Here is a 25,802-nt window from a genome sequence, read left to right as displayed (position 1 = left end):
CGGTTTTTGTTCGACTACCATTCATTGCTGTTGATGACCCGCGCGAATTGATTCAGGCTTTTACTTCTTCAAAGTACTCTTTGTAATAGCCTCCGACTTTGTTTGTATTATCGATGATAAACAGAAACTCTTCCGTTTCGTTTTTGACCTCGTATACGTTACCGACGGTCAGCGCTCTGTTGACGATGTACTTTTTGGCATCGGTATGTATGCACTTTACTTTTTTAATGGTTTTATTGTTCTGCCATTTTTCGTGAATCATGTGGATGTCTCCTTTTTCATACGTGTATAGTTTCCATTGTAGCGTTTTTTCGCCGAAATGCAATGCGATCTGGAGGCGAATGTGATTTTAAAGAGCATGGATATTGATTTGGTTTCATTCCCTGTTATAGAATGGTGGTGTATAGTTCCAAAATCAGAAATATATCCCTCTTCCATCCGCGCAATGACCGAATCAAAAGACAAACCAGCATCAAGACAACTCACCCGAAGACAGACCAAAATTTCAAAGGAGGTTTGTTTGACAAACATGAGTTCATTAACAATGCAGGTCAGTAAAAAGCTGGAGTCATTTTTGCAGGGAACAAAGAAGCTCTATATTAACGGGGAATTTGTAACCAGCGCCTCAAACAAAACGTTTGAGACCCCAAACCCGGCGACTGGTGAAACGCTCGCCACCTTATATGAGGCAGGTCCCGAGGATGTGGACAAAGCGGTGAAAGCCGCGCGGGAAGCCTTTGACCGCGGTGAGTGGCGGACGATGAACCCGGCCGAAAGAAGCCGGCTGATGTACAAACTCGCCGATCTGATGGAGGAACACAAAACGGAACTGGCTCAGCTTGAAACGCTGGATAACGGGAAGCCGATCAGCGAAACGACCGCAGGCGATATTCCGCTGTCAATTGAACATATGCGCTATTATGCCGGCTGGGCGACGAAAATAACCGGACAGACGATTCCTGTTAACGGACCTTATTTCAACTATACACGACATGAGCCTGTCGGAGTTGTCGGGCAAATTATCCCTTGGAACTTCCCGCTTCTGATGGCCATGTGGAAAATGGGAGCCGCCCTTGCAGCGGGATGTACGGTTGTCTTAAAACCGGCGGAACAAACGCCGCTTTCCGCTCTGTATTTGGCAGAACTGATCGATGAAGCAGGCTTCCCGAAAGGCGTCATCAACATCATTCCTGGCTTCGGTGAGACGGCCGGAGAAGCTCTGACCGATCATGCCCTTGTCGACAAACTGGCATTCACAGGGTCAACGGAAATCGGCAAAAAAATTATGGAGAAAGCGGCCAAATCGGTTAAACGGGTTACCCTTGAACTCGGCGGAAAGTCGCCGAATATCATCCTCCCTGACGCCGACCTGAAGAAAGCGATTCCAGGCGCACTGACCGGCGTCATGTTCAATCAAGGCCAAGTGTGCTGTGCGGGATCACGCGTGTTCATCCATAAAGACCAATATGACAAAGTCGTCGATGAAATGGCCGCTTATTCCAAATCGCTCCGCCAGGGTGCGGGCCTTCATGAAGACACGCAAATGGGACCGCTTGTCAGCAAAGAGCAGCACGAACGCGTCCTCTCGTATATTGAAAAAGGACGTCAGGAGGGTGCGAAAATCGCAGCCGGCGGAACATGCCCTTATGAACAGGGATACTTTGTTTCTCCGACTGTATTCACCAATGTCGAAGACGAGATGACAATAGCAAAAGAAGAAATCTTCGGTCCTGTTTTGGCGGCGATCCCTTATGAAACGGTAGATGAAGTGATCGAACGGGCCAATCGCAGCGAATACGGCCTTGCTGCTGGCGTATGGACGGAAAATTTGAAAAACGCCCACTATATCGCCGACCGTCTGCAAGCCGGTACCGTTTGGGTCAACTGCTATAATGCCTTTGACGCTGCATCCCCATTCGGCGGCTACAAACAGTCGGGACTCGGACGTGAAATGGGCTCATACGCTCTGGATAACTATACAGAAGTAAAAAGCGTCTGGATTCATACAGGCGAATAACGCAAGACATGAGTTTCTGCAGCCGCCCTGTCGATCAGGGCGGTTTTCTTTTTGTGGAAATAAACATTTATAGATACATATGGTAAAATGGATGATAGTTTAAATCGACTGGAATGATAGAATCGTGTATTCTTCCTCTCTTAGCAAAACCCTCTGGAATCAAAAAAGCTTTAGATACATATGGGCGTCACAAACAGCACAGGCTGTCGGATCGATTTTGATGACGATCATCGTCATGGTCGATGTGTTTAAGGAAACGAACTCTGTATTCGGATCGGGTCTGGTTTTGGCTTTATCCTCGTTCGGCAGTGTATTAGGCGGTGCGATGGCTGCTTTTGCTATTCAGCGCCTCGACCTGCTTCAAACAGCGGCTTGTTCAACATGGTTCAGAGCGGTCTGCGCATTATGCATCGGCTTATGCCAATCGCTGGGCTTACCCTCTTATATCATTTATATGCTGCTGTTTTTGCAAAGCTTTGTCGGCTCCTGGTATTCTCCCGCACAATTAGGTTTACTGTATCAAGCGATTAAAAAGCGCGATTACGTGGCTGCATCGGGAAGCATCGTAACGGTCAACCAGTTTGTTCAGGCAGCAGGCTGGGGGCTCGGCGGCTATTTAACCGTTTTGACCCAGACTCACACGCTGACAGTGTTTACAGCAGGACTCTTTTTCGTATCAGGGCTTTTAATCAAATTGCCTGATTTGAAAACAGCGGTTATCCCTCGCCAAAAAATCCGCACACAATCAGTCTGGCGCACTGTATACAGGAAGAAAACCGTTTTGCTGCTTACGATGATGGACATGTCAGAAGGTTTAGCAAATGCGGTCTGGACTTCCGCCGTTTTGCTGGCTTTTACGAAAGAGGTGCTGAATAAAGGAGAGGCTTGGTGGGGATTCATCAATGCCGGTTATTTTTTGGGAGCAATTTTGGGCGGCATTCTCGCTGTGCTCTTTTCCAACCAGCTCAAAAAAAGGCTTGGCCTCATGATTGTCTTGGGTTCTGTTTCAATGGGAATCACAACGCTTTTATTCGCCTATTCGTCAAATCCCCTCCTTTCGGTCATCCTCTGTATCATGATGGGTCCGCTTTATCAAGTAAGAGACGTCAGTCAGACGGTTATCCTTCAAGATACGTTGACAGATGAAGAGCGTGCACCGGTTACCGCCGCCAAAAATACCATTTTGACTGCATGGTCTGTTTTAACAATCGCCATTATGGGGGCTTTGGCTGACTTGATCGGGGTGCAAAGCGTATTTATCGCTGCCGCTGTATTATATGCCGGAACAGCCGCTGTCACATTTTTCGTACGGGATGTGAGAACGTACAGCCAGTCTGCAAGGCAGCACACGAAAGAGGAGATAGAACGATGAAGCTGCTGTGGATTTTTCTCATCAACGGTATATTTGGAGTGATCGTTTTAGAAAAAAAGAAGCTCATTTGATGACAATGGCGCAGATTGCCGGCGGCCTGTTTTCGGCGGCATTTGCAGCCGTTCAGCAAAGATTGAAAAATAAGAATGAACAAAGCGGCGCTCAGTAGAATAACATGCTGCGCGTCCTCTGATTCAGCAGAATATCAGCTCTTTGTATTCCCGCTTCAATATCCCCATAATGATTTCATCTGAGTACTGTTCATTCATATAAAGAGCCTCCCTGACCGTACCTTCCCTTTTAAATCCGGCTTTTTCATATGCTTTCAGAGCGCGCTTATTGTGTGAAAAGACTTCGAGCTGGAGGCGGTTAAGATCGAGCCTTTCGAATGCAAACTGCATGGCCAGCCGCACCGCTTCAGAACCATAGCCTTTGTTCAAATAAGCGGGGCTGTGCAAAGCGATTCTAAACCCCGCTTTTCGATTCGTCCGGTCGATGTCAATGATGGACAGATCGCCTATCAAACGATCGTCCTCCTTTAAGCAGACGGCAAAATCATAGCGCGTCTCATCGCTTGTGATTCTCTCGTAGTGCTCATAAAGGTCTTCCATCGTAAATTCGCGCGTCGTGCCCGTCATATATCTGATGTCTTCATTTTGAACAGCTTTGTAAAAGCTCTCCATATCGCCTTTTTCAACAGGTCTGAGATAAACCTTGCGGCACTCAAACATCGAACGCCCCTCCCCTGCTACTTTTGATACGCAGCAAACCAATGGTATGGCTGTATTTCCTTTAAAGATTTATAAAGCAGACGCCCATCCGGTACAGTTACAGCTGCTTTAAGATCCGGCCCCCAATAAAAAAGTCTTTCCTGGCATACCCCGCACGGCGTTAATACCTTGCATTCGGAATGTTCATCATCTCTCACAACACAAACAGAGTGCGTAATTTTTGCCTGATATTTATGGGCTTCGAGAATGGCGCCCGTTTCAATGCATAAATCGGTTGAAGCGTTGATTACTTCCGGCGCTACGCTCGTCAAGATTCTCCCGTCTTCGGTATACATGGCAGCTGCCCCGCCCCATCCGGTCGGATACCTCTTTTTGATCAATTCGACTGCGGTGTCATACAGCATCTGTTCAATATTCATTCAGCAACATCCCCCAAACATTGTTTCTAAGGTCTCTCTTTTTACAATACCTGATAATGGAACAGAGGTAAACGAAGATATTCATGATTTCCTGATCATGCTCACGCATGCCCGCGCTGACGAATGCCTCTGTATGCTCATCACATATTCAAAATCGCTGTTCTTCTGTTTTCATCCGGTTGGCATGACACATTTCCGAAATGAATACAGTAAAATGAAGGAGATGAGAAGATTGCGTTCTTTACTAGAAGACGTGAAAGCTTTCAGACAAAAGACGCTCGCAAAGCTTCAAAATAGACAGAGACCTGATGGGTCATGGCGGTTTTGTTTTGAAGGGCCCGTGATGACAGACAGCTTTTTCATTTTGATGCTGACCTCACTTGGCGATCAGGACTCTTCTCTCATCACAAGTCTTGCTGAACGAATCCGTTCGAAGCAGAGCGGAGACGGTGCGTTTCGCAATCATCCGGATGAAACGGCAGGCAATTTGACCGCGACAGTCCAGGGCTATACCGGGATGCTGGCTTCGGGGCTCTATGACCGGAGAGATGCGCATATGCAGAAAGCCGAGGCGTTTATTAAGGCAACAGGCGGTTTGAAGAATGTGCACTTTATGACGAAGTGGATGCTCGCTGCCAACGGGCTGTATCCATGGCCGAGAGCCTATATTCCGCTTTCGTTTTTACTGATCCCGCCCTATTTCCCGCTTCATTTTTACCATTTCAGCACATACGCAAGAATTCATTTTGTCCCGATGGCCATTACGTTTAATCGACGATTCTCTTTAAAAAACAACCAAATCGGCTCGCTTCGGCATCTGGATGAAGCCATGTCAAAAAATCCTCTCGAATGGCTGAACATCCGCTCTTTTGACGAGAGAACCTTCTATTCTTTCAATCTGCAATGGAAACAGCTCTTTCAATGGCCGGCTTATGTTCATCAGCTCGGATTTGAAGCGGGCAAAAAATATATGCTGGACAGAATCGAAGAAGACGGAACACTATACAGCTATGCGAGCGCGACCATGTTCATGATTTACAGCCTGCTAGCGATGGGAATATCAAAAAACGCCCCCGTTGTTAAAAAAGCAGTCGGCGGAATCAAAAGCCTTATTTCCTCATGCGGAGAGGAAGGCTTCCATTTGGAAAACTCAACTTCCACTGTCTGGGACACCGCGCTCATCAGCTTTGCCATGCAGGAATCCGGAATACCTGAACAACATTCTTCCATCTCATCGGCAGCGGACTACCTTCTCAAAAGACAGCATGTGAAAAAAGCGGACTGGGCGGTCTCAAACCCTCAAGCGGCACCGGGAGGGTGGGGTTTTTCACACATCAATACAAACAATCCCGATTTGGACGATACCGCTGCGGCATTAAAAGCAATTCCGTTTCAAAGGCGTCCGGCTGCCTGGAACCGGGGGCTCACCTGGCTTATATCAATGCAAAACAAGGATGGGGGGTTTTCAGCATTTGAAAAAAACGTTGACCATCCGCTCATCCGAAATCTGCCGCTCGAATCTGCCGCTGACGCAGCAGTCGATCCGTCAACGGCAGACTTGACTGGGCGCATTCTTCATCTGCTCGGACTTAAAGAGCGGTTGACAGATGACCATCCCGCAGTCAGACGCGCTCTAAGGTGGCTTGATCACCATCAGGAAGCTGACGGTTCGTGGTATGGCAGATGGGGCGTCTGCTTTATTTACGGGACATGGGCCGCACTCACCGGAATGAAAGCCGTCGGAATTTCCCACAATCACGCGTCTGTCAGAAAAGCGGTCTCCTGGCTTAAATCGATCCAGCTTGAAGACGGAAGCTGGGGAGAATCTTGCAAAAGCTGTGAAGCGAAGCGTTTTGTCCCTCTTCACTTTGGAACAGTTGTTCAATCTTCATGGGCGCTGGAGGCGCTTTTGCAATATGAGCGTCCGGATGACCCTAAGATCTTAAATGGGATTCGTTTTCTCACCGCTGATCACGAAAGCTCGCCTGAGCGACTCGAATACCCGACGGGAATCGGTCTGCCGAAACAATTCTACATCCGCTATCACAGTTATCCTTTTGTGTTTTCATTGCTCGCTTCAAGCGCATTTATTAAAAAAGCGGAAATGAGGGAGACATATTGAATGCTTACAAAGAAAAAATAGCGTCATGGGCCAAAGGTCTGAAAGACCAGATGAAAGATGATCCTTCTATAGTAAGCCAGTTAGAAAAACTTTTTCAATCACTGGATGATCCTCGTGCGACCGAACAGGAATGGTATGAACAGGCAGAAGCCGTGTATCAAGCCATCTCCCGCAGTGATGCGTCTCAAGCAGGCCGGCAGCCATTCAGAACAGTGCCGATCGGAGGCCATCGCCTGCCAAGCCTGCCCTACTCTTATTCAGCCCTTGAGCCTTATATTTCAAGAGAAATTATGTTTCTTCATCATACAAAACATCACCAAAGCTATGTCGACGGCTTGAACAAAGCTGAAAAAGAACTGCAGAAAGCAAGGCAAACCAAACAATTCGACCTTGTAAACCACTGGGAAAGAGAGCTCGCCTTCCACGGAGCCGGGCACTATTTGCACACGATATTTTGGTACGCGATGCATCCAAAAGGAAAAAGGCGGCCGACAGGCGAATTGCTGGAAATGATTAACCGTTCTTTCGGCAGCTATTCGGCCTTTAAAGAACAATTTTCCGAAGCGGCGAAAAAGGTGGAAGGCGTGGGCTGGGCGATCCTTGTCTGGGCGCCTCGCTCACACCGCTTGGAAATTCTGATCGCAGAAAAACATCAGCTGATGAGCCAATGGGATGTGATCCCCCTTCTCCCGCTCGACGTATGGGAACACGCATACTACCTTCAATATAAAAATGAAAGGGCAAAATACGTCGATAATTGGTGGAATGTCGTTGACTGGAGAGAACCTGAAAGGCGGTTTGCGACAGCAAAGCGCGTTCTATGGGAGCCCTTCTGATTCAAATTCAATGGCGGGACTTCAACTACTGAAGTCCTCTTTTGTTTCGGTAGTTGCGCCCGACATCGGCCTCCCCGTCATCAGAGATGAAAAAGACTTGCCTCAAAAAGCGGACAAGCGCTTCCTCTCGCGCCTTTCTTACATGAATGCTTCCCGGCACCATGCAGTCGTCGACACTGGCCGTATCGAGCCGAGTACCGATCCCTTATCACTGTCGATGCGCATCCATGTTTCCTCTACCATATGTAAAAAGATAACGTATAAAAGTTTCCTGTTTATCCTCAGGATTTTCAAAACTGATACACGGAGATGCTTGAGTAGATTCAGAAGAGAAATCCCGCATCCGTGCACCTTTTTGAACCTGTTATTATGATAATCCCCTTATGGAAAAGCGAATCCGCCATACTCTATCAATATATCCCAAATTTGCGCCTTAAGTATGAAATGTGAACATTTTTTGATTTATTTGGAAAATAGTCGTTTTTCCTCATTCTTCTAATTCTAAAAATCGTTAAGCTATTCTACAAGAAGGGAGGGAATAAATGAACAAGGTGTCGATGTTTGTCTGATTCAGCTGGTCAGTTTTTTGAAAAATGGAAATTTATTTTAGGAGGGTTAATCATGAAAAAAATGTTTGCTTTCTTTACAGCCTTCATGCTCGGTTTGACTTGTCTCCCGTACTTATCAGAAGCGAAAGAATCAAAACATACGGACAGTGCTGTTACAACCTTACCTTCTATGTCTATACCCACATCTCTCAATCAGTCATTGGACCAGGAAAAACAACAGTTTAAAACTTCCGCTATTAATCTCAACATCGGCCTCGATCTCTTAGGAATCGGAAACTCGATTAGAGATGCTATCGTCCAAAGCAATAACCGCAGCGGTTTCGTCAAAAACTGCATGGAAACTGCTTTTTACTCTGCAGGGCAAAGATATAATGTCATGGTGTTCAACTTAAGCCAAGGCTATCATAATGGTTTAAGAGGAGTAAAATTTTATGGATCTGCCAACTATCATGGCGTGATTTACGGCATTTGGGTATTTGAAAGCGGACAATTTACAAACCAGGGAGATGGCGGCTGGATTAACTGGGCCTTTAAAGGTTGGTTTGATCGAAACGGTCAAACTGTAACATTCCGCAAGCCTTAATCAAAGTCAAAGTATCCCCCTCTTCTGCCTGCCGGTAAAATCGTCAAAAACGAATTCATCGGCAGGCTTTTTTAATATGTCTGCGCAGAAAAAAGTCGATTTTTTCCTGCCCCCTTTATTAAACCGATCATACCGCGATGCTTATCATTAGCGGCACTCAAACTGTCTGCATGAAAAAAAGGCCGGATTTGTCCGGCCTTATAAACCATTCAATCTTAGAATACGCCAATGACGTCCAAAAAGACGACAATAATGACGATCGGAGCGGCGTAGCGGATCAGCAGAAGCCATGCCGCAAACCATTTTCTGCTAATTTTAGAGCCCTCTTTCAATTCGGCAAACAGCTCGTCTTTCGGGATTTTGAGCGGCACAAAAACGGCGATGAGCAAAGCGCCGAGCGGCATTAAAATATTGCTGACAAGGTAATCCGCCGCATCAAAAATCGATAGATTAAAAATCGATACATCCTGAAGCACGCCGTATGATAATGCTGAAGGAATTCCGAATAGGAAAATCGCAATTCCTCCGGCCCAAGCGAAAGCCTGTCTTTTTTTAGGATCCCCTTTTGACAAGGAAGAAACAAGGATTTCAAGCATAGAAAATGCGGACGTCAGTGTAGCAAATAAAAATAAGAGCATAAACGCCAATAAAAAGACGATTCCTAAAGGCATCTTATGAAAGACTGACGGCAGCACATTAAATAACAGCATCGGGCCGGCATCAGGAGATAATCCGAATGAAAAAACGGCCGGAAAAATCGCAAACCCGGCAAGAATCGCTACAGATACATTGAGCAAAGTCACTGAAACGGCCGACTGTACAAGGTTTTCTTTTTTCGATAAATAAGAGCTGTACGTTACCATAACGGAAACACCGACACTCAGCGAGAAAAAGGATTGTCCAAGCGCAAACAGCACCGTTTTGGCTGTGATATGGGAAAGGTCAGGTTTTAAGAAAAACTCCAATCCTTCCATTGAACCGGGAAGTGTGAGCGAACGGATGATCAACAGCAGAAAAATAATGAACAGAGCAGGCATCATAAACTTGCTCGCTTTTTCAATTCCGCTTCTGACTCCTTTGGAAACGACAAGGATCGTTATCATGATAAATGCAAACTGGCTCGCAAGAACGAGATACGGATTTGCAATCGTCTCCCCGAAAAGACCGGCATAATCCGTACTTCTTGACAGTTCACCGGTCAGCCCTTTAATAATGTAAATGATGATCCAGCCGCCGACAACACTATAGAAAGACAGCAGAATGAAACACGTGATAATGCCGAGGCGTCCAATCCAGTGCCAAAGCGAGCCGGGCGCCAGCTCCTTATAGGATTCAACGGCATCTTTTTGAGTCTTTCTGCCGATAATGAACTCCGCCATTAATAACGGAAGCCCAATCAATAAAGTAAAAAGAATAAACATAAGTAAAAATGCTCCGCCGCCGCTTGTTCCGGCGACATAAGGAAACTTCCATATCGCGCCGAGCCCGATTGCCGAGCCGGCCGAAGCTAAGATAAATCCAAGCTTTGATGACCATATATTTTGTTTATTTTCCACTTAAGCACCTCTTCTTCTCGGTCTAATTGCATATGGCTACAAACTATCATTTTAAAAAGCATAAACGAATTCGTCAAGGTTTTCAAACATTTCTTTCAGTTTACATAATAATATTATTTAAAACAAATACGCATTTTACTAGTATTGAATTATTCAGAATATTAATTATAATAAGAGAATGTTATATTTTCTACAGATGTGAGGAGCTGGACTTATGAGTTATTTGATCAAAATCAGTCAATTTGCAGGAAAAACGTTCGCCATTTGGGTGATTCTGTTTGCGGTTCTCGGCTTTGCCTTTCCGACGCAGTTCACCTGGATTATCCCTTATATTACCATCCTGCTTGGCGTGATTATGTTTGGCATGGGATTGACATTGTCAGCGGACGATTTTAAAGAGCTGCTGAGACGTCCCCTGCATGTGCTGATCGGTGTGATGGTTCAATATACGGTCATGCCGCTGCTCGCTTTCGGACTGGCCTATGGACTCGGTCTTCCCTCTGAAATAGCGGTTGGGGTCATTTTAGTGGGATGCTGCCCCGGGGGAACGGCATCAAACGTCATGACATTTTTGGCGAAAGGGAATATCGCCCTGTCAGTGGCGATTACAACGGTTTCCACATTGCTTGCCCCTTTTTTAACGCCGTTTCTCATTTTATTTTTCGCAAAAGAATGGCTTCCAGTATCTCCGGGCTCGCTGTTCGTGTCGATTTTGCAGGCCGTGCTGTTCCCGATTATCGCCGGGCTGATCGTTCAATTTTTCTTTAAAAAACAAGTGAAAAAAGCTGTGCAGGTGCTTCCGCTCGTCTCTGTTCTCGGCATCGTCGCCATCGTCTCCGCGGTCGTCGGAGGCAACCGGGAAAACATTATTCAATCGGGGCTGTTGATTTTTGCGGTCGTCATTCTTCATAATGGCCTCGGGCTTTTCCTTGGCTTTGTTTTGGCAAAGTGCTTTAAAATGGATTATGCATCACAAAAAGCCGTAGCCATTGAGGTCGGGATGCAAAATTCGGGTCTCGGCGCGGCATTGGCGACGGCGCACTTCTCCCCTCTTTCCGCTGTTCCGAGCGCTGTTTTCAGTGTCTGGCATAACCTTTCAGGCTCATGGCTTGCGACATATTGGGGCAAAAAAACAAATAAGCAGAAGAATGACAATCATTCTCCTGCCCCGCAGATGATAAACAAAAAGCTTTGACCGTACATGCGGCCAAAGCTTTTTTCTTGATTTAACCTTCCAACAGAAGCTGTTCAGGATCTTCAAGCAGATTTTTAATCGTAACCAGGAAGCCGACCGCCTCTTTACCGTCGACGATCCGGTGGTCGTACGATAATGCAATGTACATCATCGGGCGGTTTTCGAAACGCTCTTCATCAATTGCCACAGGGCGCAGCTGGATTTTATGCATCCCTAAAATACCAACTTGCGGACTGTTCAAAATCGGAGTCGATAACAGTGATCCGAACGTTCCTCCGTTTGTGATTGTAAAGGAGCCGCCTTGAAGCTCGTTGAGCGACAATTTGTTATTTCTCGCTTTCTTCGCAAGCTCTCCGATATCCCTTTCAATATCTGCAAAGGTTTTGCGGTCTGCATCGCGCACGACCGGTACGACGAGGCCATCCGGCGCAGCTACAGCGATTCCGATGTCATAGAATTTTTTGATCACAAGCTCGTCACCTTGAATTTCCGCATTGAGGAGCGGATATTTTTTCAGCGCGGCGACAACAGCTTTTGTAAAGAATGACATGAATCCGAGCTTCACATCATGCTGCTCAAGGAATTGATCTTTTCGGCGTTTCCTTAGGTTCATGACCGCCGTCATGTCCACTTCGTTGAATGTCGTCAGCATAGCGGCGGTGTGCTGAACTTCAACGAGGCGTTTGGCGATCGTCTGTCTCCGGCGGGACATTCTTTGACGCTCTACCGGTTTACCTGCATTTTCGGTTTGTTTAGCGGCCGGCGCCTGTGTTTCGCGTTTTGGTTCAGGCTGAGCTTTTGGCGGCTGCTCGTTCTTCTGATAAGATTCAACATCCTGCTTTCTGACCCTTCCGAGCGGATCACCGGTAGGAATCTCCGATAAATCGATGCCTTTTTCACGGGCGAGCTTTCGGGCAGCCGGAGAAGCGATTGTTCTTGTTTTGGATGTATCCGCCTCATCGTTCGCGCTTTCGCGAGGTTCGGCTGTCTTTTCAGACGAGGCTGCCTTCTCTTCCGGAGCGCCGGCGCTTTCTTGAGCGTCAGCTTGAGGAGCCGTTGATTTGCCTCCTTCGCCTTCGCCTTCTGAAATCGTTCCGATTATTTCGCCGACCTGAACCGTGTCACCGGAATCTTTCAGCACTTCCTGAAGAACGCCGGACTGCTCTGCCGTCAATTCAACGTTGACTTTATCAGTCTCAAGCTCAAGCAGGAATTCCCCTTGTTCTACATAATCTCCCGGTTGTTTCAGCCATTGGGCTATCGTTCCTTCTGAAATTGATTCCGCTAATTCAGGTACTTTAATTTCCGCCATTTTTTAGTTCCCCCTTAATTTTTGCGAGTCAAGCTATCAGATACAATGCGTTCCTGTTCCTTTTTATGAACCGTCGGATCCCCTTCTGCCGGACTTGAACGTCTTCTTCTGCCAATATAGCGGACCTTCACGTCCTTTGGAGCAATCTCTCTTAAATAAGGCTCAATATAGTTCCATGCACCCATATTTTGCGGTTCTTCCTGTACCCAGACAATCTCCTCCAAATTCGGGAGTTTGCTGAAGATCGCTTTAATATGCTTTGCAGGGAACGGATACAGCTCTTCAACCCGTGCAATGTGCAGCCAATCTTTTTCACCTTCCATTTTATTGAAATGGCTGCTGATGTCAATCGAAACTTTACCGCTTGAAAGGACGAGGCGCGTCACTTTGTCATACTGATGGGAAAGTCCTGACATTTCATAGACCGGCTTAAAGTTACTGTCGCTGAGCTCCTGCACTTCTGACACGGTATTCGGATTTCTCAGCAGGCTTTTCGGCGTCATGATGATCAGCGGGCGGATCTCCTCGCGAAGGAGCATCTTCGCCTGCCTTCTTAAAATATGGAAGTACTGGGCAGCGCTCGTCAAGTTGGCGACAGTCCAGTTGTTTTCCGCCGCCAGCTGAAGGAAGCGTTCCGTTCTTCCGCTTGAATGCTCAGGTCCCTGCCCTTCATAGCCGTGCGGCAAGAGAACAACGAGCCCTGATTTTTGTCCCCATTTCGCTCTTCCTGCAGAAATGAACTGATCAAAGTACACTTGCGCCGCGTTTGCAAAGTCGCCAAACTGCGCTTCCCAGATCACCATCGTTTCCGGCGAAGACACGTTATATCCGTATTCAAAGCCAAGGACGGACCCTTCAGAAAGCGGGCTGTTGTGAACCGCAAATGACGCTTTCGTATCTGCAAGGTGATGCAGTGCGATGAATTCGTCCCCTGTCTTGCTGTCGTGAAGGACAAGGTTGCGGTGTGCGAATGTGCCGCGTTCTGAATCCTGCCCGGTCAGCCTTAGAGGCGTGCCGTCTTTCAAAATGGACGCAAAAGCCATTGCCTCTGCTAGCGACCAGTCGACTTTTCGGTCATCGTCGAACGCTTTGGCGCGCCTTTCGAGGATTCGCTTCAGCTTATCGAAAACGTTGAAGTTTTCAGGCCATGAAACAAGCTCCTGATTGATTTTGCGCAACGTTTCAACATCAACCGACGTGTCAACATCAGGAAAACCGTTGGAAACAGGCTCGGGAAGAACGATTTCATGCGTCATGTCTTCCTTCTTGGCCGGCACTTTGCGATAGGCTTCTTCTAAACGCTTCATGACAGCGTCCCCGATTTTGTCGACGGTTTCTTTATCGACGATCCCGTTATGAATCAGCTTTTCAGCAAAGATGTTCTTGACGGTCGGGTGCTTTCTGACCGCATCATACAGCATCGGCTGCGTTGCAGACGGCTCATCCATTTCATTGTGGCCGAAACGGCGGTAGCCGATCAGATCGATCAAAAAGTCTTTGTTGAAAGTCATGCGGTATTCAACAGCGAGCTGAACTGCTGAAAGGCATGCTTCAGGATCATCCGCATTGACGTGGACGATCGGAATTTCAAAACCTTTTGCAAGGTCGCTTGCATATTTTGTCGATCTTGACTCATTGCTTTCCGTCGTAAAGCCGATCATGTTATTGGCGATAATGTGAATCGCTCCGCCCACCTGATAGCCTTTAAGCTGGCTTAAATTCAGCGTTTCCGCGACAATGCCTTCCCCTGGGAATGCCGCATCGCCGTGAATCAGAATCGCCAGCGATTTTTTGACGTCTTGAACCGGATAGCCGCTCTCCGTTCTCGTTTCCTGGGCGGCTCTTGTCGAACCCTCAACGATCGGATCGATGAACTCCAGGTGGCTCGGATTGTTCGCGAGCGCAATGCGCGCCGTTTTCGTATGCTCATCCTGAATCTGACGGTTGGCGCCGAGGTGATATTTTACGTCACCCGTCCAGCCGTAATTGATCCCTGTCGAACCTTCCGACGGAACGAGATCCTTGTTCGGCGCATGCTGGAATTCAGAAAAAATGATTTCATAAGGTTTTCCGAGCACATGCGCAAGAACGTTCAGGCGGCCCCTGTGCGCCATACCGATATTAACGTTTGTCGTACCTGCCGAAACGGACTTGGCGATAATATCATCCAGCATGGGAACAAGCGCATCAAGTCCTTCTATTGAAAAGCGTTTTTGCCCGACAAAGGTTTTGTGGAGAAACTGTTCAAGGCTTTCAACTTCTGTCAGCCTTCTTAAAACTTCCACCAGCTTTTCTTTCGATTTCGGGGCGAATAATTGCCCGGATTCGATCTTTTTCATCAGCCAGTTGCGCTCTTCAAAAATGTGCACATGGTCAAATTCAAAAGAAATCGATTTTTTGTATGTGTTTCTCAAGTACTGAATGGCTTCTAAACCGTTTGTTACTTCTTTAGGGGCATCTTTGCATAGGACAGACGCCGGAATTTTTTTCACATCCTGCTCAGTTAACCCGTACTCAGCAAGAGGAAAAAGCTCCTGTTTCTCTTGTGTTTTTCTCAGTGGATTGACGGAAGCGTTTAAATGGCCATAGGTTCTAATATCTTCTGCGAGTTTTATCGCTGATGCGATTTTTTGAATAGATCCAGCCGTGAAATCTGCCTCTTCGTTTTTTAGAGAGGCGGCCCTTATATCGCCCGGGGGAGCTCCAAGTTCGTCAAACATCTCTTTTAAATCAGCATCCAAGCTTTCTGGATCCTTGACGTATTGATCGTAAAGCTCCAGCACATAGCCGAGGTTCGGACCGTGAAATTCTTCCCAAGTCATTCTTTGTTTCATACTATTTTGAAACATTTGAACATTACCCCCAACCTAATAATCAAGTGAATGATTCACTATCTTAATATATCTTCTGAACCTTGCGCCCAGAAATATGTAATAAAAACGCTTCCACGTACATTTTACCACTGTTTCTCATTTGTTTCTACACAGATTGTTCAAATAAAATTAAAAAATCATCTTGAAAAATAAAAAATTTTATAATTTTGAACTTTCAGACCGGATTCTCTTAAATCGGCTCATTATTTATTCACATATTTCCCCTGACCGTCTATTTTTTAACATCCCGATGTGCTCCGCAAAAAATTAAGTTGATAAAAATAATAAAAATTTCAATATTTCACTGTGTTTCTACGATAAAAAACAGATGGCCGCGAGTATTGCTGCCATCTGTCATATCTATCGTATACTTTTGTTCAACAGCTTTTTTAAAAGCGGGTACAGAACATCGGGAAGCTGATCGACGTCCGGGACGAAAAGGCTGTACTTTCCGTACATATCCTGTATCGTCTTCACTTGCGATTCTTCAATTTCGCTGTTTGATAAAAATACGTTGATGACTTCGATATTTCGTTTCCGCGCTTCCATAACGGCTTCATGTGTATCGACAATCCCGTTTTGTTCATAATCGAATGCAGCCGGCTCCCCGTCTGAAAAGACGATCAGGAACTTCTGAGCTTCGCTTCTTTGAACAAGCATCTTCGTCATCTGTCTGATCGCATATCCGTCCCGGTTGTCTTCCTCCGGTTCAAGCTGCATGACATGCGGTCCGGCGCCTGCTTTTAAGGAATCCGCAAAAGAGACGACCGTATGGAAGTAATTGGGCTGGCTCGTCTCTGTCGCATCGTTCGTATCTTCCCAAAAACCGACGATTTGGTGAGGAACAGCAACAGATTTAAGCGCTTCGTGAAACAGAACAATGCCCCGTTTCGTCTCCGCCATTTTGTCATGCATGCTTGCTGAACAGTCGACGAGCAATGTAAACACGGCGTCGATCTCTGTTGACGGCTCTTGCTTTTTATAGAACAGGCGCGGATTGCGCTCTGTAAAGTAGCGGAGCAGCTTATTGTTCAATCTGCCTGCATGCAAATCGGTTCTCGGGAGCGTTTTTTTATGCTCGAGCGTTTTTTGAATCATCTGTTTGAGCCGTTTTTGATACGATTCAATTGTTTTGGCTTGAGCCTGGTAGTCTAATATGTCTTCGTTAGAAGGTTTTTCCGGAGGCTTCATCACCGAAAACGCATAGCGGTTTTCTTTGCCGGCTGGTGCGGCGCCGCCGTTCGGCTCATCTTGAACAGATTCAAGCGATTCAAGTTTTGAATAGTCTTTTCTTTTCGTCTGCTTCGCCGTTCCCTGAACAGACCCGAGCGCTTGGTCGCCGTCTTCTCCTTCTCTTAAAGCGCCGCCGGAAATATCGGTTTTTGCGCCGTGCTCCAAATCAAACTGGAGAAAGCTTTTCGCCGGGGCTTCCGTTTCTCTGTGCCAAGTCGGCATTTCTTCTTCGTGAACTTCCTCGTCACCCGCACTTTTTTCTTCAAGCGTCAGATCCTCGCTCAGCTTCGGTTTTGCTTTCAAATCTTGAAAAAGCTCTTCTTCGTCAACTTGGTCGTATTCCAGTTCCGGAAAAAAGAAGTACGTATTCAGCATATCCTTTTCGAGCACCTCTTCGAAACCTTCCATCAGCCCGCTTACAATCGAGACGATGTCAGCAGTTGAACGCGCTTCGAATACGCGGGCGAGCTCGGCTTCTATAAATCCTTTCATCGGATCGACCGATTCATGGATAGCCGGTATCTCATCAAGCGGCGATTCCGCGGTCAGCTTAAGATATACAGCGCAAAACAAAGCATCTGTAAAAATGCTCCGCTCCAAATTCAGCGTCAACTGGGTCGCAAAGTGTTTCCGGTACATTGATTTCCGGTTTGAAAATACCGGTTTTGTGCCGGGGCGCTCCCTCTTGATGGACTCTTCGATTCTGATGTCTTCAAAAAGCATAAACAACTGTTTTGCCAAACTCTTAAACTGATATTTCCGAGCCGCGTCAAGCATGCGGGAAAAGTCTTTCATCGAGCTGTAGCGGGAGCCGATTGACCGCAAGTAGACATCACTTTTCAAACCGTCTACCATATCCCGGTGGTTCCTGTCTTTCCAAAAATGGCTCATGTAGATCTTTTTCTCAAAAGGATTGTAATAAGACTGAACCCCGTACTCCACTTCAACCTGATCGCTTTTTGCGAGCGTTTTCGCCAGATCTGTCAGCTCCATAAAAAGCAGAGAGTCAATCTTGCTGTCATTGAATTTAATAAACTTCATAAAAAAACCCTCATTCGAACAAAGTTTGGGCAATATTTCGGACCGCCGCTTTTTCGCGTTCATCATCAAGCTTTTCAACGATGCCCCGTTCGATCGCTCGCAGCGGCGGAATATACGTCGACAAGTCGCAAGTATCGAGAAGCGCTCTGATGGAAGCGGCCTCTTCAGAAACCTGTCCATTATGAGCCTGCGTCATTAAGTCCGATGACAGGGTGACAAAGCGGTTCAGCAGCTTCTGATTTTTCAGTTCGGATTGTGTTTCAAGCACCCGTTTCAGCAGGTCACCTTTAATGTAGGGCACGTCGATAATGACAAACCGGTTTTTCAGCGCTTCATTCAACGGGACCGTTCCGACATAACCTTCGTTTATCGCTGCAATCACGCCGAATCCCTCTTTCGCTTTGATGACGTCCCCCGTAAACGGATTGGTCATCATTTTCCGGTAATCGAGCACCCCGTTTAAGATCGGCAGCGTTTCCGGTTTCGCCATGTTGATTTCGTCAATATATAGGAAATGGCCGTTGTTCATCGCTTTTGTCACGGGACCTTCGATAAATTCAATAGAGGCGTTCCCGTCGGTGTTTTCAATCGTTTTGTAACCGACAAGCGCCTCTGCATCAAGGTCCACAGAACAGTTGACACTGTGCATAGGTTTTTGAAAATAAGCGGAGAGCGTTTCGGCAAGTTTTGTTTTTCCGGAGCCTGTCGGGCCTTTTAACAAAACGTTTTTTCCGAGTGACAGCGCGATCATCGCGTCATAGAGAATGGCGCTGTCTTCCGCTTCATAACCGGGCGTTCCAATCAATGATTGGTATTCCGCGGCAACAGGTTTGGCGGCAGACTGAATCAGCCGCTCTTTTATTTTTTCAGGCAGCTCTAGTTCATGCAGATCATATTTCATGTGTTGTAAAATTCCTTTCTCAAAGCGTCTTCTGTATGTAAGTATACTAGAAAAGATGCGCTGCCCTCAATATAAACGGCTTCCATGCGCCGATTCACTTTTTTCCGGTGTTCGTCAGCGCTCCGCAAACCATCCGGGCTCCGGAGTTTCCGGATGGATTTGTCAAATCATCATCCTGATGCTCATGAATGATGAAAGCACTTCCATCATGATCAAGCAAGCTGAACTTGCTTTTCTGATCGAGGGTGACGTCCGGCGCATTTACGATGACGTCGACTTTGCCGTCGGCTCCGACTTCAATATTCGGCAAATCACCGGCATGCGGTCCTTTCGGATTGTGAAAGCCGTGCTCCTTTTGGTCAGGATTGAAATGAGCACCCGCACTTTCAAAATCAGGCTTTTTACACACGCCCGTTTCATGAATATGAAAAGCAAGCATTCCCGGCGGCAGATCATGGACGCTGACTCTTATATCAAGGCCTTCTGCAGCAGATTCAGACACTTCTATAAAACCGGTCTCCGTACCGTCGCGTTTGATCAGCGGTATTTTTAATGGCTGTGTCATCGCTTCAAAAGTTTCTTTATGTTCCTGTTCGGCATTTTTTTGCTCGATTTCTTTCTGCTGGTTGCATGCAGCTGCCAAACAAACAGCCATACATGTGAGCAATATGTACTGTAATGTTCTCAAACGGCTTCCCCCTTCGCTTTTCTTTTCAGTTTAGACAATGAAGAGGGGCATTAAACCTGTCCTTACCATCCTGAAATCACGCAAAAAAAAAAGCCATATAAAATGGCTTTTTTAAAATGAATACCGTTTTGCGCCGAGATAGCGCTGTTTCCAGTAGGAATTGTTCATGTCGCTGACGGTGACACCGGAATCGTTGGCATTGATAAACTTGTTGTTTCCTAAATAAATGCCGACGTGTGAAGGGCCCGCTTTATATGTTTGGAAGAAAACGAAGTCTCCTCTTGAAGGCTGGCTGACTGGCGACATGATGTTCCAGTATCCGGCTGCGCTCAGCCTTGAGACAGATGTGACTTTGTTCAACGTGTAATAGATGAATCCGCTGCAGTCAAAGCCTGAAGGGTTGTTGCCTCCCCATCTGTAAGGCACGCCGATATGCTTTTCTGCTTCCGCAATCATTCGTTCGACCTTTGCGCTTGTCGAAGTGCCGGTTGAAACTGAAGAGTTCGGCGAGCTGGAAGACGGGCTGCCAGATGATCCGGAAGTCGATGCACCGGAGATTTTAAGCTTCTGGCCGACTTGCAAAACATCTGTTTTTAATTGATTAGCCTCTCTGATGCTTTGGACTGTCACCTTCATCGAATTTGCAATTTTCCAGAGAGAATCCCCTGGTTTAACCGTGTAAGTGGTCGTTTTTGAACTGCTGCTTGTGTTCGTTTTACTTGATGAAGAACTTGAAGACGAACCAGAAGATGGTTTGCTTCCGCTGGAAACCGTTCCTTTCACTTTAAGAACCTGGTTCGGGTAGATCGTGTCCGACTTCAAGTTGTTCAGCGTTTTAATTTCGGCGACTGTCATATTCAAACTATTGGCAATTTTCCATAAAGAGTCGCCCAATTTGACTTTGTATGTGCTGCTTGAACTGCTTGCACTTTGCGAGCTTGAGGATGAGCTGGATGATTTCGAACTGGAACTTGAGCCGGAGCTGGAACCGGTGTTTTTCGCGCTTCCTTTAATGACCAGCTTTTGTCCCGGGTAAATCATATCGCTGCTCAGCCCGTTTAAGTTTTTGATCTCTTTTACGGTTGTTTTGTAGTCTTTGGCAATCAGCCACAAGGAATCTCCTAATTTTACCGTGTAAGTTGACTTGGCAGTGCTTGAGCTTGAGCTGGAACTTGCGGATTTTGTCTGTGAGCTGCTTGTTGACTTGCCGTCCGGTACTTTTAAAGTTTGTCCGACATAAATAACTGTAGATGAAAGATTGTTGGCTGATTGAAGTGCCGAAACACTGGTATTGTAATCAGCTGAAAGCTTCCACAGTGAGTCTCCGCTTTTCACCTTGATGGTTTGGGCTTCTACCGGTGATGCCGCCAATGAAGTTCCAACTACCGCAGAGGCCGCCAAACCTACTGCTATCTTCTTCTTCATAACCTTTTAACCTCCCGTTTCATTTTCGTTCTCTCTATGTATGCCATTACATTTGCTATTGCTTAAGACTTTATCCGGCCGATCAGACAGGTGATCTGATCACCATATGTATGACCTTTGGCCGAAAGCCCCCTTTTATATTCTTAAGCAAAAAATGCAATTCACGATTTGTATCGGTCTATTTTATATTTTTTTAATAGTCTTTTTGTTTTTTTACAAATTTCTCATTAAAAATACAGACTGATAGACATATTGACAAAAATCAATACTTTTTTTCGCGCGCTCGAGATGCCTTATGCTTTTTTTGCAAAGGTTTGCGTTTCAATTTTTCAGAAATACGATGATCAGTTGTTTTAAAATCAGAGGTTCATGGTGAAAAACAGCGAGAAGGAGTTGACTGGATATGCTGCATGTGCTGAAACAGCCCGAATAGACGCCGTAACATGCGGATTTCCGTACCGTTTTACAGCCGCTTTCTTTTTCTCTCGGATCAAACGGTCAACAGATGGACAAGCCAGCATTCAAGTTGAGGATGTAAAAACTGTGTATTCATATTCATTAGTTTACCGGAAATCGCCGATCAATCCTCATCTATTGCCTAATCAAAAAGCAAAGATCAGGATCACTCATACATTTCTACATTTCAGCACAAATTCCTCCAAGAAACCATAAATTGACTATATCACACATTTTTTTTGCCAACATCCGGAATTGGGAGCATCTTTTATTTAGATCGAACGGCGTTTTACTATTTCATTTATAGATTCTTTTTTCCCGTCTTAATGTAACGATAATTAGAAAAAATAAAACTTAATGCTCATTATTTTTTGTATATTAATAGTCTTAATAGACTATTAAAGCACATAAAAAACTTCCGGTTGATTACCGCCGCTTTCATGCATGATTCTTCCTTTTATGGCGCATTTTAAGACATGGAGGTGAATCTTCTTGGCCATTCAAAAAATATGTCAATATTTATGTACATGTTTAGGAATCCTTTCTCTTTCCTTTATTTATGTGCAAATGTTTAAAAAAACAAAACAGACGAAAAAAGATTGAACAGACATTTATTGCATTTTATACATAACGTGTTATAATTTCTCTCGTTATCCAAAAGAAACGGGGAACTGATATGAGGGAAACAAAGGATTTGCGGGAGAAAACAAGACAGTTTTTAACGATTTTAATTCCGATTTTGATTACGCAAGCGGGACTGTCGCTCATTACGGTTCTCGACACGGTGATGTCAGGCAAAGTCAGTGCCGCAGACCTCGCCGGGGTCGCAATCGGCTCGAGTTTGTGGACCCCCGTTTATACAGGGCTTGCCGGCATTTTGACGGCTGTAACACCGATGGTCGCCCAGCTGATGGGGGCCAAGCGGCAAAAGGATGTCCCTTATACTGTTATTCAATCGGTCTATGTGGCCGGGATCATCAGCATTGCTGTGATCGTTTCCGGGTACTTACTGATTGATCCGGTGCTTGAGAACCTCGATCTTGAACAGAAGGTAGCGGTTATCGCAAAGCAATATTTAATCTGCATCGGGCTCGGCATATTGCCGCTGTTTGTTTACAATGTGATGCGCTGCTTTATTGATTCACTCGGAAAAACGCGGGTGACGATGCTGATTACGCTCTGTTCTCTGCCCATTAATTTTGTTTTGAATTATTTGTTCATTTTCGGGAACTTCGGCTTTCCAAAGCTTGGAGGAGCAGGAGCCGGTATGGCTTCCGCCATCACATATTGGTGCATTTGTCTGATCTCTTTATACATCGTCCACAAAAAGACGCCGTTTCACCAGTTTAGGATTTTTGGAACATTCTATTCATTTTCTTTTGCTGAAAGTATGAAACTGCTGAAGATCGGGATTCCGATCGGTTTCGCCATCTTCTTTGAGACGAGTATATTCGCAGCTGTCACTTTGCTGATGAGCCATTTTGACACGGTCACGATCGCTTCCCATCAGGCGGCAATGAATTTCGCTTCGCTTCTTTACATGCTTCCATTGAGCGTATCGATGACGCTGACAATTGTCGTCGGCTTTGAGGCTGGAGCAAAACGGTTTAAAGACTCGAGAACCTACAGCTATCTCGGCATTTCAATAGCGGTCGGTTTTTCATTATTCACCGCACTCATCATTTTACTGTTCAGAGAGCAAATCGCCGGTTTGTATGCGGCTGACCGGGATGTGCTGCTTCTGACAAAGGACTTCTTGCTGTATGCGTTGTTTTTTCAGCTGTCAGATGCCATCGCCGCGCCGATACAAGGAGCGCTCAGAGGATATAAAGATGTCAACTACACGCTTGTTACCGCTCTCGTCTCGTATTGGATTATCGGGCTTCCGGTCGGTTTTGTGATCGGAACGTATACTTCATTCGGAGCTTTCGGGTACTGGATCGGACTGATCACGGGGCTCGCAGCCGGTGCAGTCGGGCTGTTCTTCAGGCTCAAACACATTCAAAACCGCTATATTCACACTCAAAGCGTATAAAAAGGTGCCGGGCTCATATGCCCGACACCTTTTTTGACCATTTTAATCATTCCATTGATAGGTCCAAAATGTTTCTTTTTCAAACCATGTCTCAACAACCGGCTCGCCATTGGCGAGTTTTTGCTCTATTTCTTTCATAAAGCCGCCTGTTTGAGATTTATGCGCTTTGAGCGCGTTCATTTTAATATCTGCGGCTTCTTTGATATCAAGAACGACGTCAGGCTTGCCAAGAACCTCTTCTCTGTGGTGGGTGATGGCCATGCATAAGACGCGCGGCCGGTCTTCTTTCTTTTTCCGCGATAATGCCCTGATGACCGCGGCACCGCACGCATCATGGTCAGGATGAACGCCGTGTCCCGGATAAAACGTCACAACAAGGCTCGGGTTTACATCATCGATGACAGCCTCTATTCGATCGGCCAGTTTTTCTTCATCCTCGAATTCGAGCGTTTTGTCGCGGTATCCGAGCATGCGCAAGTCCTGTACATCCATTTCCCTGCAGGCGTCGATCAGCTCTTGCTTTCTGAGCAGCGGAAGGGTTTCCCTGTTGGCAAAAAGCGGGTCTCCCATATTTCTTCCCATCTCGCCCAGCGTCAGGCACGCGTATGTGACAGGTATATCTTCTTTTCGGTTTAAGGCGATCAAGCCGGCGACTCCGAAAGATTCATCGTCAGGATGCGGCAAGATCACGAGTAAATGTTTTTTCATCTATAACACCTTCTTTTTAGACTGCAAATGGCTTTTTGCTGATTTGAAGCGAAATGGCGAGTTTGCCGCCCGGCAAATAGCCGGCGAGAAGCAATCTTCCTTCATCATCAACCGTATAATCCGTCAGGCCTTCGGCGTAGATCCAGCCGTCTTCGATTTTCAAACCGGCGCGAAATGGCCCCTCACCCGTGATTTTAGCCCGGGAGCAGGTCACCTTCGCGTTTCTGATATACGCCACCACGGTCATGTTCTGCTCATCTTTATGCGCGGAATACGATCCGGTTGTCGTCTCCAAATGAATGTAAGCAGGCTGGTTTAAAAATGTTTCCAAAGAAGCCTGCACATCTTTTTTTATTATTGCTTTCATGTTACTCCCTGCTTTCTTCGTTTGTTAATAACTCCAATCGTTCCGTATGCCATTCAATCAGCTTGAGCTTCATATCTGGTTCCAATTGTGAATTCACAATGCGCCGGATTGATTGATAGTATTTTTCGTGCTTCGTCTTTCTGAGCCTTGGATGGGTGCGGAGGTCGTTCAGCTCATCATCAATCGCCCGATGAAGCGCCTGCCTGCCCTCTCCGTCCATCGTCCGGTTTTTCCAAAGGGTTTTATACGCCCGGAAAAGCTCTAATTCGTCTGCCATGACGGAATAACCTCCGAATTGCTTCAATAATGTTTAATTATACATAATCGGTGCTTATTGAAAAGAAAAAGGGCTTACGGATGAAAGGAATTTTTTCTTTTCAAAAATACTTTCTCCGGTTTCTTCCATTGAAATTGCGAAAGTGTAAACAAAATCAGCGCCGCCCATATGCAGGTAAACGTAAAGACCTTGCTGCTGCTGAACGGTTCATGGTAGACGAAAACGCCTAAGCATAATGTAATGGTCGGAGCGATATATTGCAAAATGCCGACTTGATAAAGCGGAAGTTTTTTCGCACCTTCCGCAAATAAAAGCAGCGGAATCGCGGTTAACACTCCTGCCAAAAACAGCAGCACCATCATGCCGATGCTCCCTGAAGCGGCTTGAGCCTTTTCCGGATGGCTGAAGAACAGCAGGTAGATCGCTGCAACCGGAGCGATCATCATCGTTTCCAAAGTAAGTCCTATGGCGCTTGAGAGCGATGTCCGCTTTTTCGCCAGTCCGTAGAGCCCGAAGCTGAATGCAAGTATCAGAGCGATGTACGGCACGGAACCGTACTGGAAGGCGGAAATAAGCACGCCGAAAGCAGCGAGAAGAACTGCCGCTCCCTGCATCCGCGTCAGCTTTTCCTTTAAAAAGACAATTCCGAGCACGATCGATACGAGCGGATTGATGTAGTAGCCCAGGCTCGCTTCAAGAATATAGCCGTTGCTGACAGCCCATATGTAGACATACCAATTGATCGAAATCAGAACGGACGACAAAATGAGCGGTACCAATTCCTTTCGGTTTCCCGAAAGCGCGCGAAATGCTTTGACTCCGTTTTTCCACTGCCGCAAAACGAGAAGCACGCCGCACATGAAAACAAATGACCAGATAATCCGGTGCGCCAGTATATCGAGTGCAGCCGTCTGATCGAGCACTTTCCAATATAAAGGAAGGAGCCCCCACAGCAAATAAGAAAGCGCTGTGTAAATGATTCCTTTCGTTTGAGATGAATGATTCATGTCTGTTTCTTTCCTTTCTTCTCATCACTTTCCGCACTTTTTTGCATATACTGTACCGTCTATGTGAAAGGAAGTGTGA

Annotated in this window: 21 protein-coding genes; 7 read left to right on the top strand and 14 right to left on the bottom strand. The window is 46.2% G+C overall.

What is annotated here, in order from left to right:
- Positions 1-52: 52 nt before the first annotated feature.
- A complete protein-coding gene (locus tag KI350_RS13480) occupies positions 53-262 on the bottom strand; it encodes a DUF6501 family protein (protein WP_043928038.1) in 210 nt (69 codons plus the stop codon).
- Between the two features lie 267 nt (positions 263-529).
- On the opposite strand from KI350_RS13480, the gene KI350_RS13475 reads away from it, so the two are divergent.
- Both KI350_RS13475 and KI350_RS13470 read left to right on the top strand, forming a co-directional pair.
- On the top strand, positions 530-2,017 hold the full coding sequence (locus tag KI350_RS13475) for an aldehyde dehydrogenase family protein (RefSeq protein ID WP_059230638.1): 1,488 nt from the start codon (positions 530-532) through the stop codon (positions 2,015-2,017).
- 124 nt (positions 2,018-2,141) lie between these two features.
- Positions 2,142-3,389 (top strand): MFS transporter, encoded by a 1,248-nt coding sequence (locus tag KI350_RS13470; protein WP_236808571.1) that lies wholly within the window; start codon positions 2,142-2,144, stop codon positions 3,387-3,389.
- A 194-nt stretch (positions 3,390-3,583) separates the two neighbouring features.
- On the opposite strand, the gene KI350_RS13465 is transcribed toward KI350_RS13470, so the two are convergent.
- Positions 3,584-4,120 (bottom strand): GNAT family N-acetyltransferase, encoded by a 537-nt coding sequence (locus KI350_RS13465; RefSeq protein ID WP_212930497.1) that lies wholly within the window; start codon positions 4,118-4,120, stop codon positions 3,584-3,586.
- A gap of 17 nt (positions 4,121-4,137) precedes the next feature.
- A complete protein-coding gene (locus KI350_RS13460) occupies positions 4,138-4,539 on the bottom strand; it encodes a cytidine deaminase (RefSeq protein WP_035338563.1) in 402 nt (133 codons plus the stop codon).
- Between the two features lie 232 nt (positions 4,540-4,771).
- Between KI350_RS13460 and KI350_RS13455 the strand changes: the two genes are divergently transcribed.
- The 3 genes from KI350_RS13455 to KI350_RS13445 all read left to right on the top strand — a co-directional run bounded on the left by KI350_RS13455 (position 4,772) and on the right by KI350_RS13445 (position 8,649).
- Positions 4,772-6,661, top strand: coding sequence for a terpene cyclase/mutase family protein (locus KI350_RS13455; protein ID WP_145645768.1), 1,890 nt, complete (start codon positions 4,772-4,774; stop codon positions 6,659-6,661).
- Positions 6,662-6,711: 50 nt separating this feature from the next.
- Positions 6,712-7,497, top strand: coding sequence for a superoxide dismutase (locus KI350_RS13450; RefSeq protein WP_223254869.1), 786 nt, complete (start codon positions 6,712-6,714; stop codon positions 7,495-7,497).
- Between the two features lie 621 nt (positions 7,498-8,118).
- Positions 8,119-8,649: a stress response protein YvgO gene (locus tag KI350_RS13445; RefSeq protein ID WP_065643859.1), complete on the top strand. Its 531-nt coding sequence runs from the start codon at positions 8,119-8,121 to the stop codon at positions 8,647-8,649.
- 215 nt (positions 8,650-8,864) lie between these two features.
- Here the strand turns inward: KI350_RS13445 and KI350_RS13440 are convergent, their stop codons facing one another.
- Complete coding sequence (locus tag KI350_RS13440) at positions 8,865-10,205, bottom strand: sodium-dependent transporter (protein ID WP_065643858.1); 1,341 nt, start codon at positions 10,203-10,205, stop codon at positions 8,865-8,867.
- A gap of 214 nt (positions 10,206-10,419) precedes the next feature.
- Between KI350_RS13440 and KI350_RS13435 the strand changes: the two genes are divergently transcribed.
- A complete protein-coding gene (locus tag KI350_RS13435; RefSeq protein ID WP_065643857.1) occupies positions 10,420-11,400 on the top strand; it encodes a bile acid:sodium symporter family protein in 981 nt (326 codons plus the stop codon).
- Positions 11,401-11,431: 31 nt separating this feature from the next.
- Here the strand turns inward: KI350_RS13435 and odhB are convergent, their stop codons facing one another.
- From odhB to KI350_RS13405, 6 genes are all read right to left on the bottom strand, one after another.
- Positions 11,432-12,712, bottom strand: a complete 1,281-nt coding sequence (odhB, locus tag KI350_RS13430; RefSeq protein WP_059230602.1) for a 2-oxoglutarate dehydrogenase complex dihydrolipoyllysine-residue succinyltransferase — start codon at positions 12,710-12,712, stop codon at positions 11,432-11,434.
- Positions 12,713-12,726: 14 nt separating this feature from the next.
- On the bottom strand, positions 12,727-15,561 hold the full coding sequence (gene sucA / locus KI350_RS13425) for a 2-oxoglutarate dehydrogenase E1 component (RefSeq protein WP_059230604.1): 2,835 nt from the start codon (positions 15,559-15,561) through the stop codon (positions 12,727-12,729).
- Between the two features lie 384 nt (positions 15,562-15,945).
- The gene (locus tag KI350_RS13420; RefSeq protein WP_059230607.1) at positions 15,946-17,859 is read right to left on the bottom strand and encodes a nitric oxide reductase activation protein NorD; all 1,914 of its coding nucleotides are present in this window, start codon (positions 17,857-17,859) and stop codon (positions 15,946-15,948) included.
- 10 nt (positions 17,860-17,869) lie between these two features.
- On the bottom strand, positions 17,870-18,760 hold the full coding sequence (locus tag KI350_RS13415) for an ATP-binding protein (RefSeq protein ID WP_059230609.1): 891 nt from the start codon (positions 18,758-18,760) through the stop codon (positions 17,870-17,872).
- A gap of 94 nt (positions 18,761-18,854) precedes the next feature.
- The gene (locus KI350_RS13410; RefSeq protein WP_408580747.1) at positions 18,855-19,415 is read right to left on the bottom strand and encodes a superoxide dismutase family protein; all 561 of its coding nucleotides are present in this window, start codon (positions 19,413-19,415) and stop codon (positions 18,855-18,857) included.
- A gap of 144 nt (positions 19,416-19,559) precedes the next feature.
- Positions 19,560-20,873: a C40 family peptidase gene (locus tag KI350_RS13405; RefSeq protein WP_059230614.1), complete on the bottom strand. Its 1,314-nt coding sequence runs from the start codon at positions 20,871-20,873 to the stop codon at positions 19,560-19,562.
- A gap of 1,132 nt (positions 20,874-22,005) precedes the next feature.
- On the opposite strand from KI350_RS13405, the gene KI350_RS13400 reads away from it, so the two are divergent.
- Positions 22,006-23,364, top strand: coding sequence for an MATE family efflux transporter (locus KI350_RS13400; protein WP_065643856.1), 1,359 nt, complete (start codon positions 22,006-22,008; stop codon positions 23,362-23,364).
- Between the two features lie 42 nt (positions 23,365-23,406).
- On the opposite strand, the gene bshB2 is transcribed toward KI350_RS13400, so the two are convergent.
- The 4 genes from bshB2 to rarD all read right to left on the bottom strand — a co-directional run bounded on the left by bshB2 (position 23,407) and on the right by rarD (position 25,723).
- Positions 23,407-24,072 (bottom strand): bacillithiol biosynthesis deacetylase BshB2, encoded by a 666-nt coding sequence (bshB2, locus tag KI350_RS13395; RefSeq protein ID WP_065643855.1) that lies wholly within the window; start codon positions 24,070-24,072, stop codon positions 23,407-23,409.
- Between the two features lie 16 nt (positions 24,073-24,088).
- Positions 24,089-24,439: a YojF family protein gene (locus KI350_RS13390; protein ID WP_065643854.1), complete on the bottom strand. Its 351-nt coding sequence runs from the start codon at positions 24,437-24,439 to the stop codon at positions 24,089-24,091.
- Between the two features lies 1 nt (position 24,440).
- Positions 24,441-24,716 carry a hypothetical protein gene (locus KI350_RS13385; RefSeq protein WP_023857365.1) on the bottom strand — a complete coding sequence of 92 codons (276 nt, stop codon included), beginning with the start codon at positions 24,714-24,716 and terminating at the stop codon, positions 24,441-24,443.
- A gap of 74 nt (positions 24,717-24,790) precedes the next feature.
- On the bottom strand, positions 24,791-25,723 hold the full coding sequence (gene rarD, locus KI350_RS13380) for an EamA family transporter RarD (protein ID WP_065643853.1): 933 nt from the start codon (positions 25,721-25,723) through the stop codon (positions 24,791-24,793).
- Positions 25,724-25,802 lie beyond the last annotated feature (79 nt).

Source organism: Bacillus sp. J41TS8 (genome assembly GCF_018333035.1).
Taxonomy (GTDB): domain Bacteria; phylum Bacillota; class Bacilli; order Bacillales; family Bacillaceae; genus Bacillus; species Bacillus paralicheniformis.
This window is presented reverse-complemented; position numbering and strand designations above follow the sequence as displayed.

Excerpts from the sequence above, each read along its gene's own strand:
- KI350_RS13480 (WP_043928038.1), bottom strand. The coding sequence starts at position 262 with ATGATTCACGAAAAATGGCAGAACAATAAAACCATTAAAAAAGTAAAG.
- KI350_RS13475 (WP_059230638.1), top strand. The coding sequence starts at position 530 with ATGAGTTCATTAACAATGCAGGTCAGTAAAAAGCTGGAGTCATTTTTG.
- KI350_RS13465 (WP_212930497.1), bottom strand. The coding sequence starts at position 4,120 with ATGTTTGAGTGCCGCAAGGTTTATCTCAGACCTGTTGAAAAAGGCGAT.
- KI350_RS13460 (WP_035338563.1), bottom strand. The coding sequence starts at position 4,539 with ATGAATATTGAACAGATGCTGTATGACACCGCAGTCGAATTGATCAAA.
- KI350_RS13450 (WP_223254869.1), top strand. The coding sequence starts at position 6,712 with ATGAAAGATGATCCTTCTATAGTAAGCCAGTTAGAAAAACTTTTTCAA.
- KI350_RS13445 (WP_065643859.1), top strand. The coding sequence starts at position 8,119 with ATGAAAAAAATGTTTGCTTTCTTTACAGCCTTCATGCTCGGTTTGACT.
- KI350_RS13435 (WP_065643857.1), top strand. The coding sequence starts at position 10,420 with ATGAGTTATTTGATCAAAATCAGTCAATTTGCAGGAAAAACGTTCGCC.
- odhB (WP_059230602.1), bottom strand. The coding sequence starts at position 12,712 with ATGGCGGAAATTAAAGTACCTGAATTAGCGGAATCAATTTCAGAAGGA.
- sucA (WP_059230604.1), bottom strand. The coding sequence starts at position 15,561 with ATGTTTCAAAATAGTATGAAACAAAGAATGACTTGGGAAGAATTTCAC.
- KI350_RS13420 (WP_059230607.1), bottom strand. The coding sequence starts at position 17,859 with ATGAAGTTTATTAAATTCAATGACAGCAAGATTGACTCTCTGCTTTTT.
- KI350_RS13415 (WP_059230609.1), bottom strand. The coding sequence starts at position 18,760 with ATGAAATATGATCTGCATGAACTAGAGCTGCCTGAAAAAATAAAAGAG.
- KI350_RS13410 (WP_408580747.1), bottom strand. The coding sequence starts at position 19,415 with ATGGCTGTTTGTTTGGCAGCTGCATGCAACCAGCAGAAAGAAATCGAG.
- KI350_RS13405 (WP_059230614.1), bottom strand. The coding sequence starts at position 20,873 with ATGAAGAAGAAGATAGCAGTAGGTTTGGCGGCCTCTGCGGTAGTTGGA.
- KI350_RS13400 (WP_065643856.1), top strand. The coding sequence starts at position 22,006 with ATGAGGGAAACAAAGGATTTGCGGGAGAAAACAAGACAGTTTTTAACG.
- bshB2 (WP_065643855.1), bottom strand. The coding sequence starts at position 24,072 with ATGAAAAAACATTTACTCGTGATCTTGCCGCATCCTGACGATGAATCT.
- KI350_RS13390 (WP_065643854.1), bottom strand. The coding sequence starts at position 24,439 with ATGAAAGCAATAATAAAAAAAGATGTGCAGGCTTCTTTGGAAACATTT.
- KI350_RS13385 (WP_023857365.1), bottom strand. The coding sequence starts at position 24,716 with ATGGCAGACGAATTAGAGCTTTTCCGGGCGTATAAAACCCTTTGGAAA.
- rarD (WP_065643853.1), bottom strand. The coding sequence starts at position 25,723 with ATGAATCATTCATCTCAAACGAAAGGAATCATTTACACAGCGCTTTCT.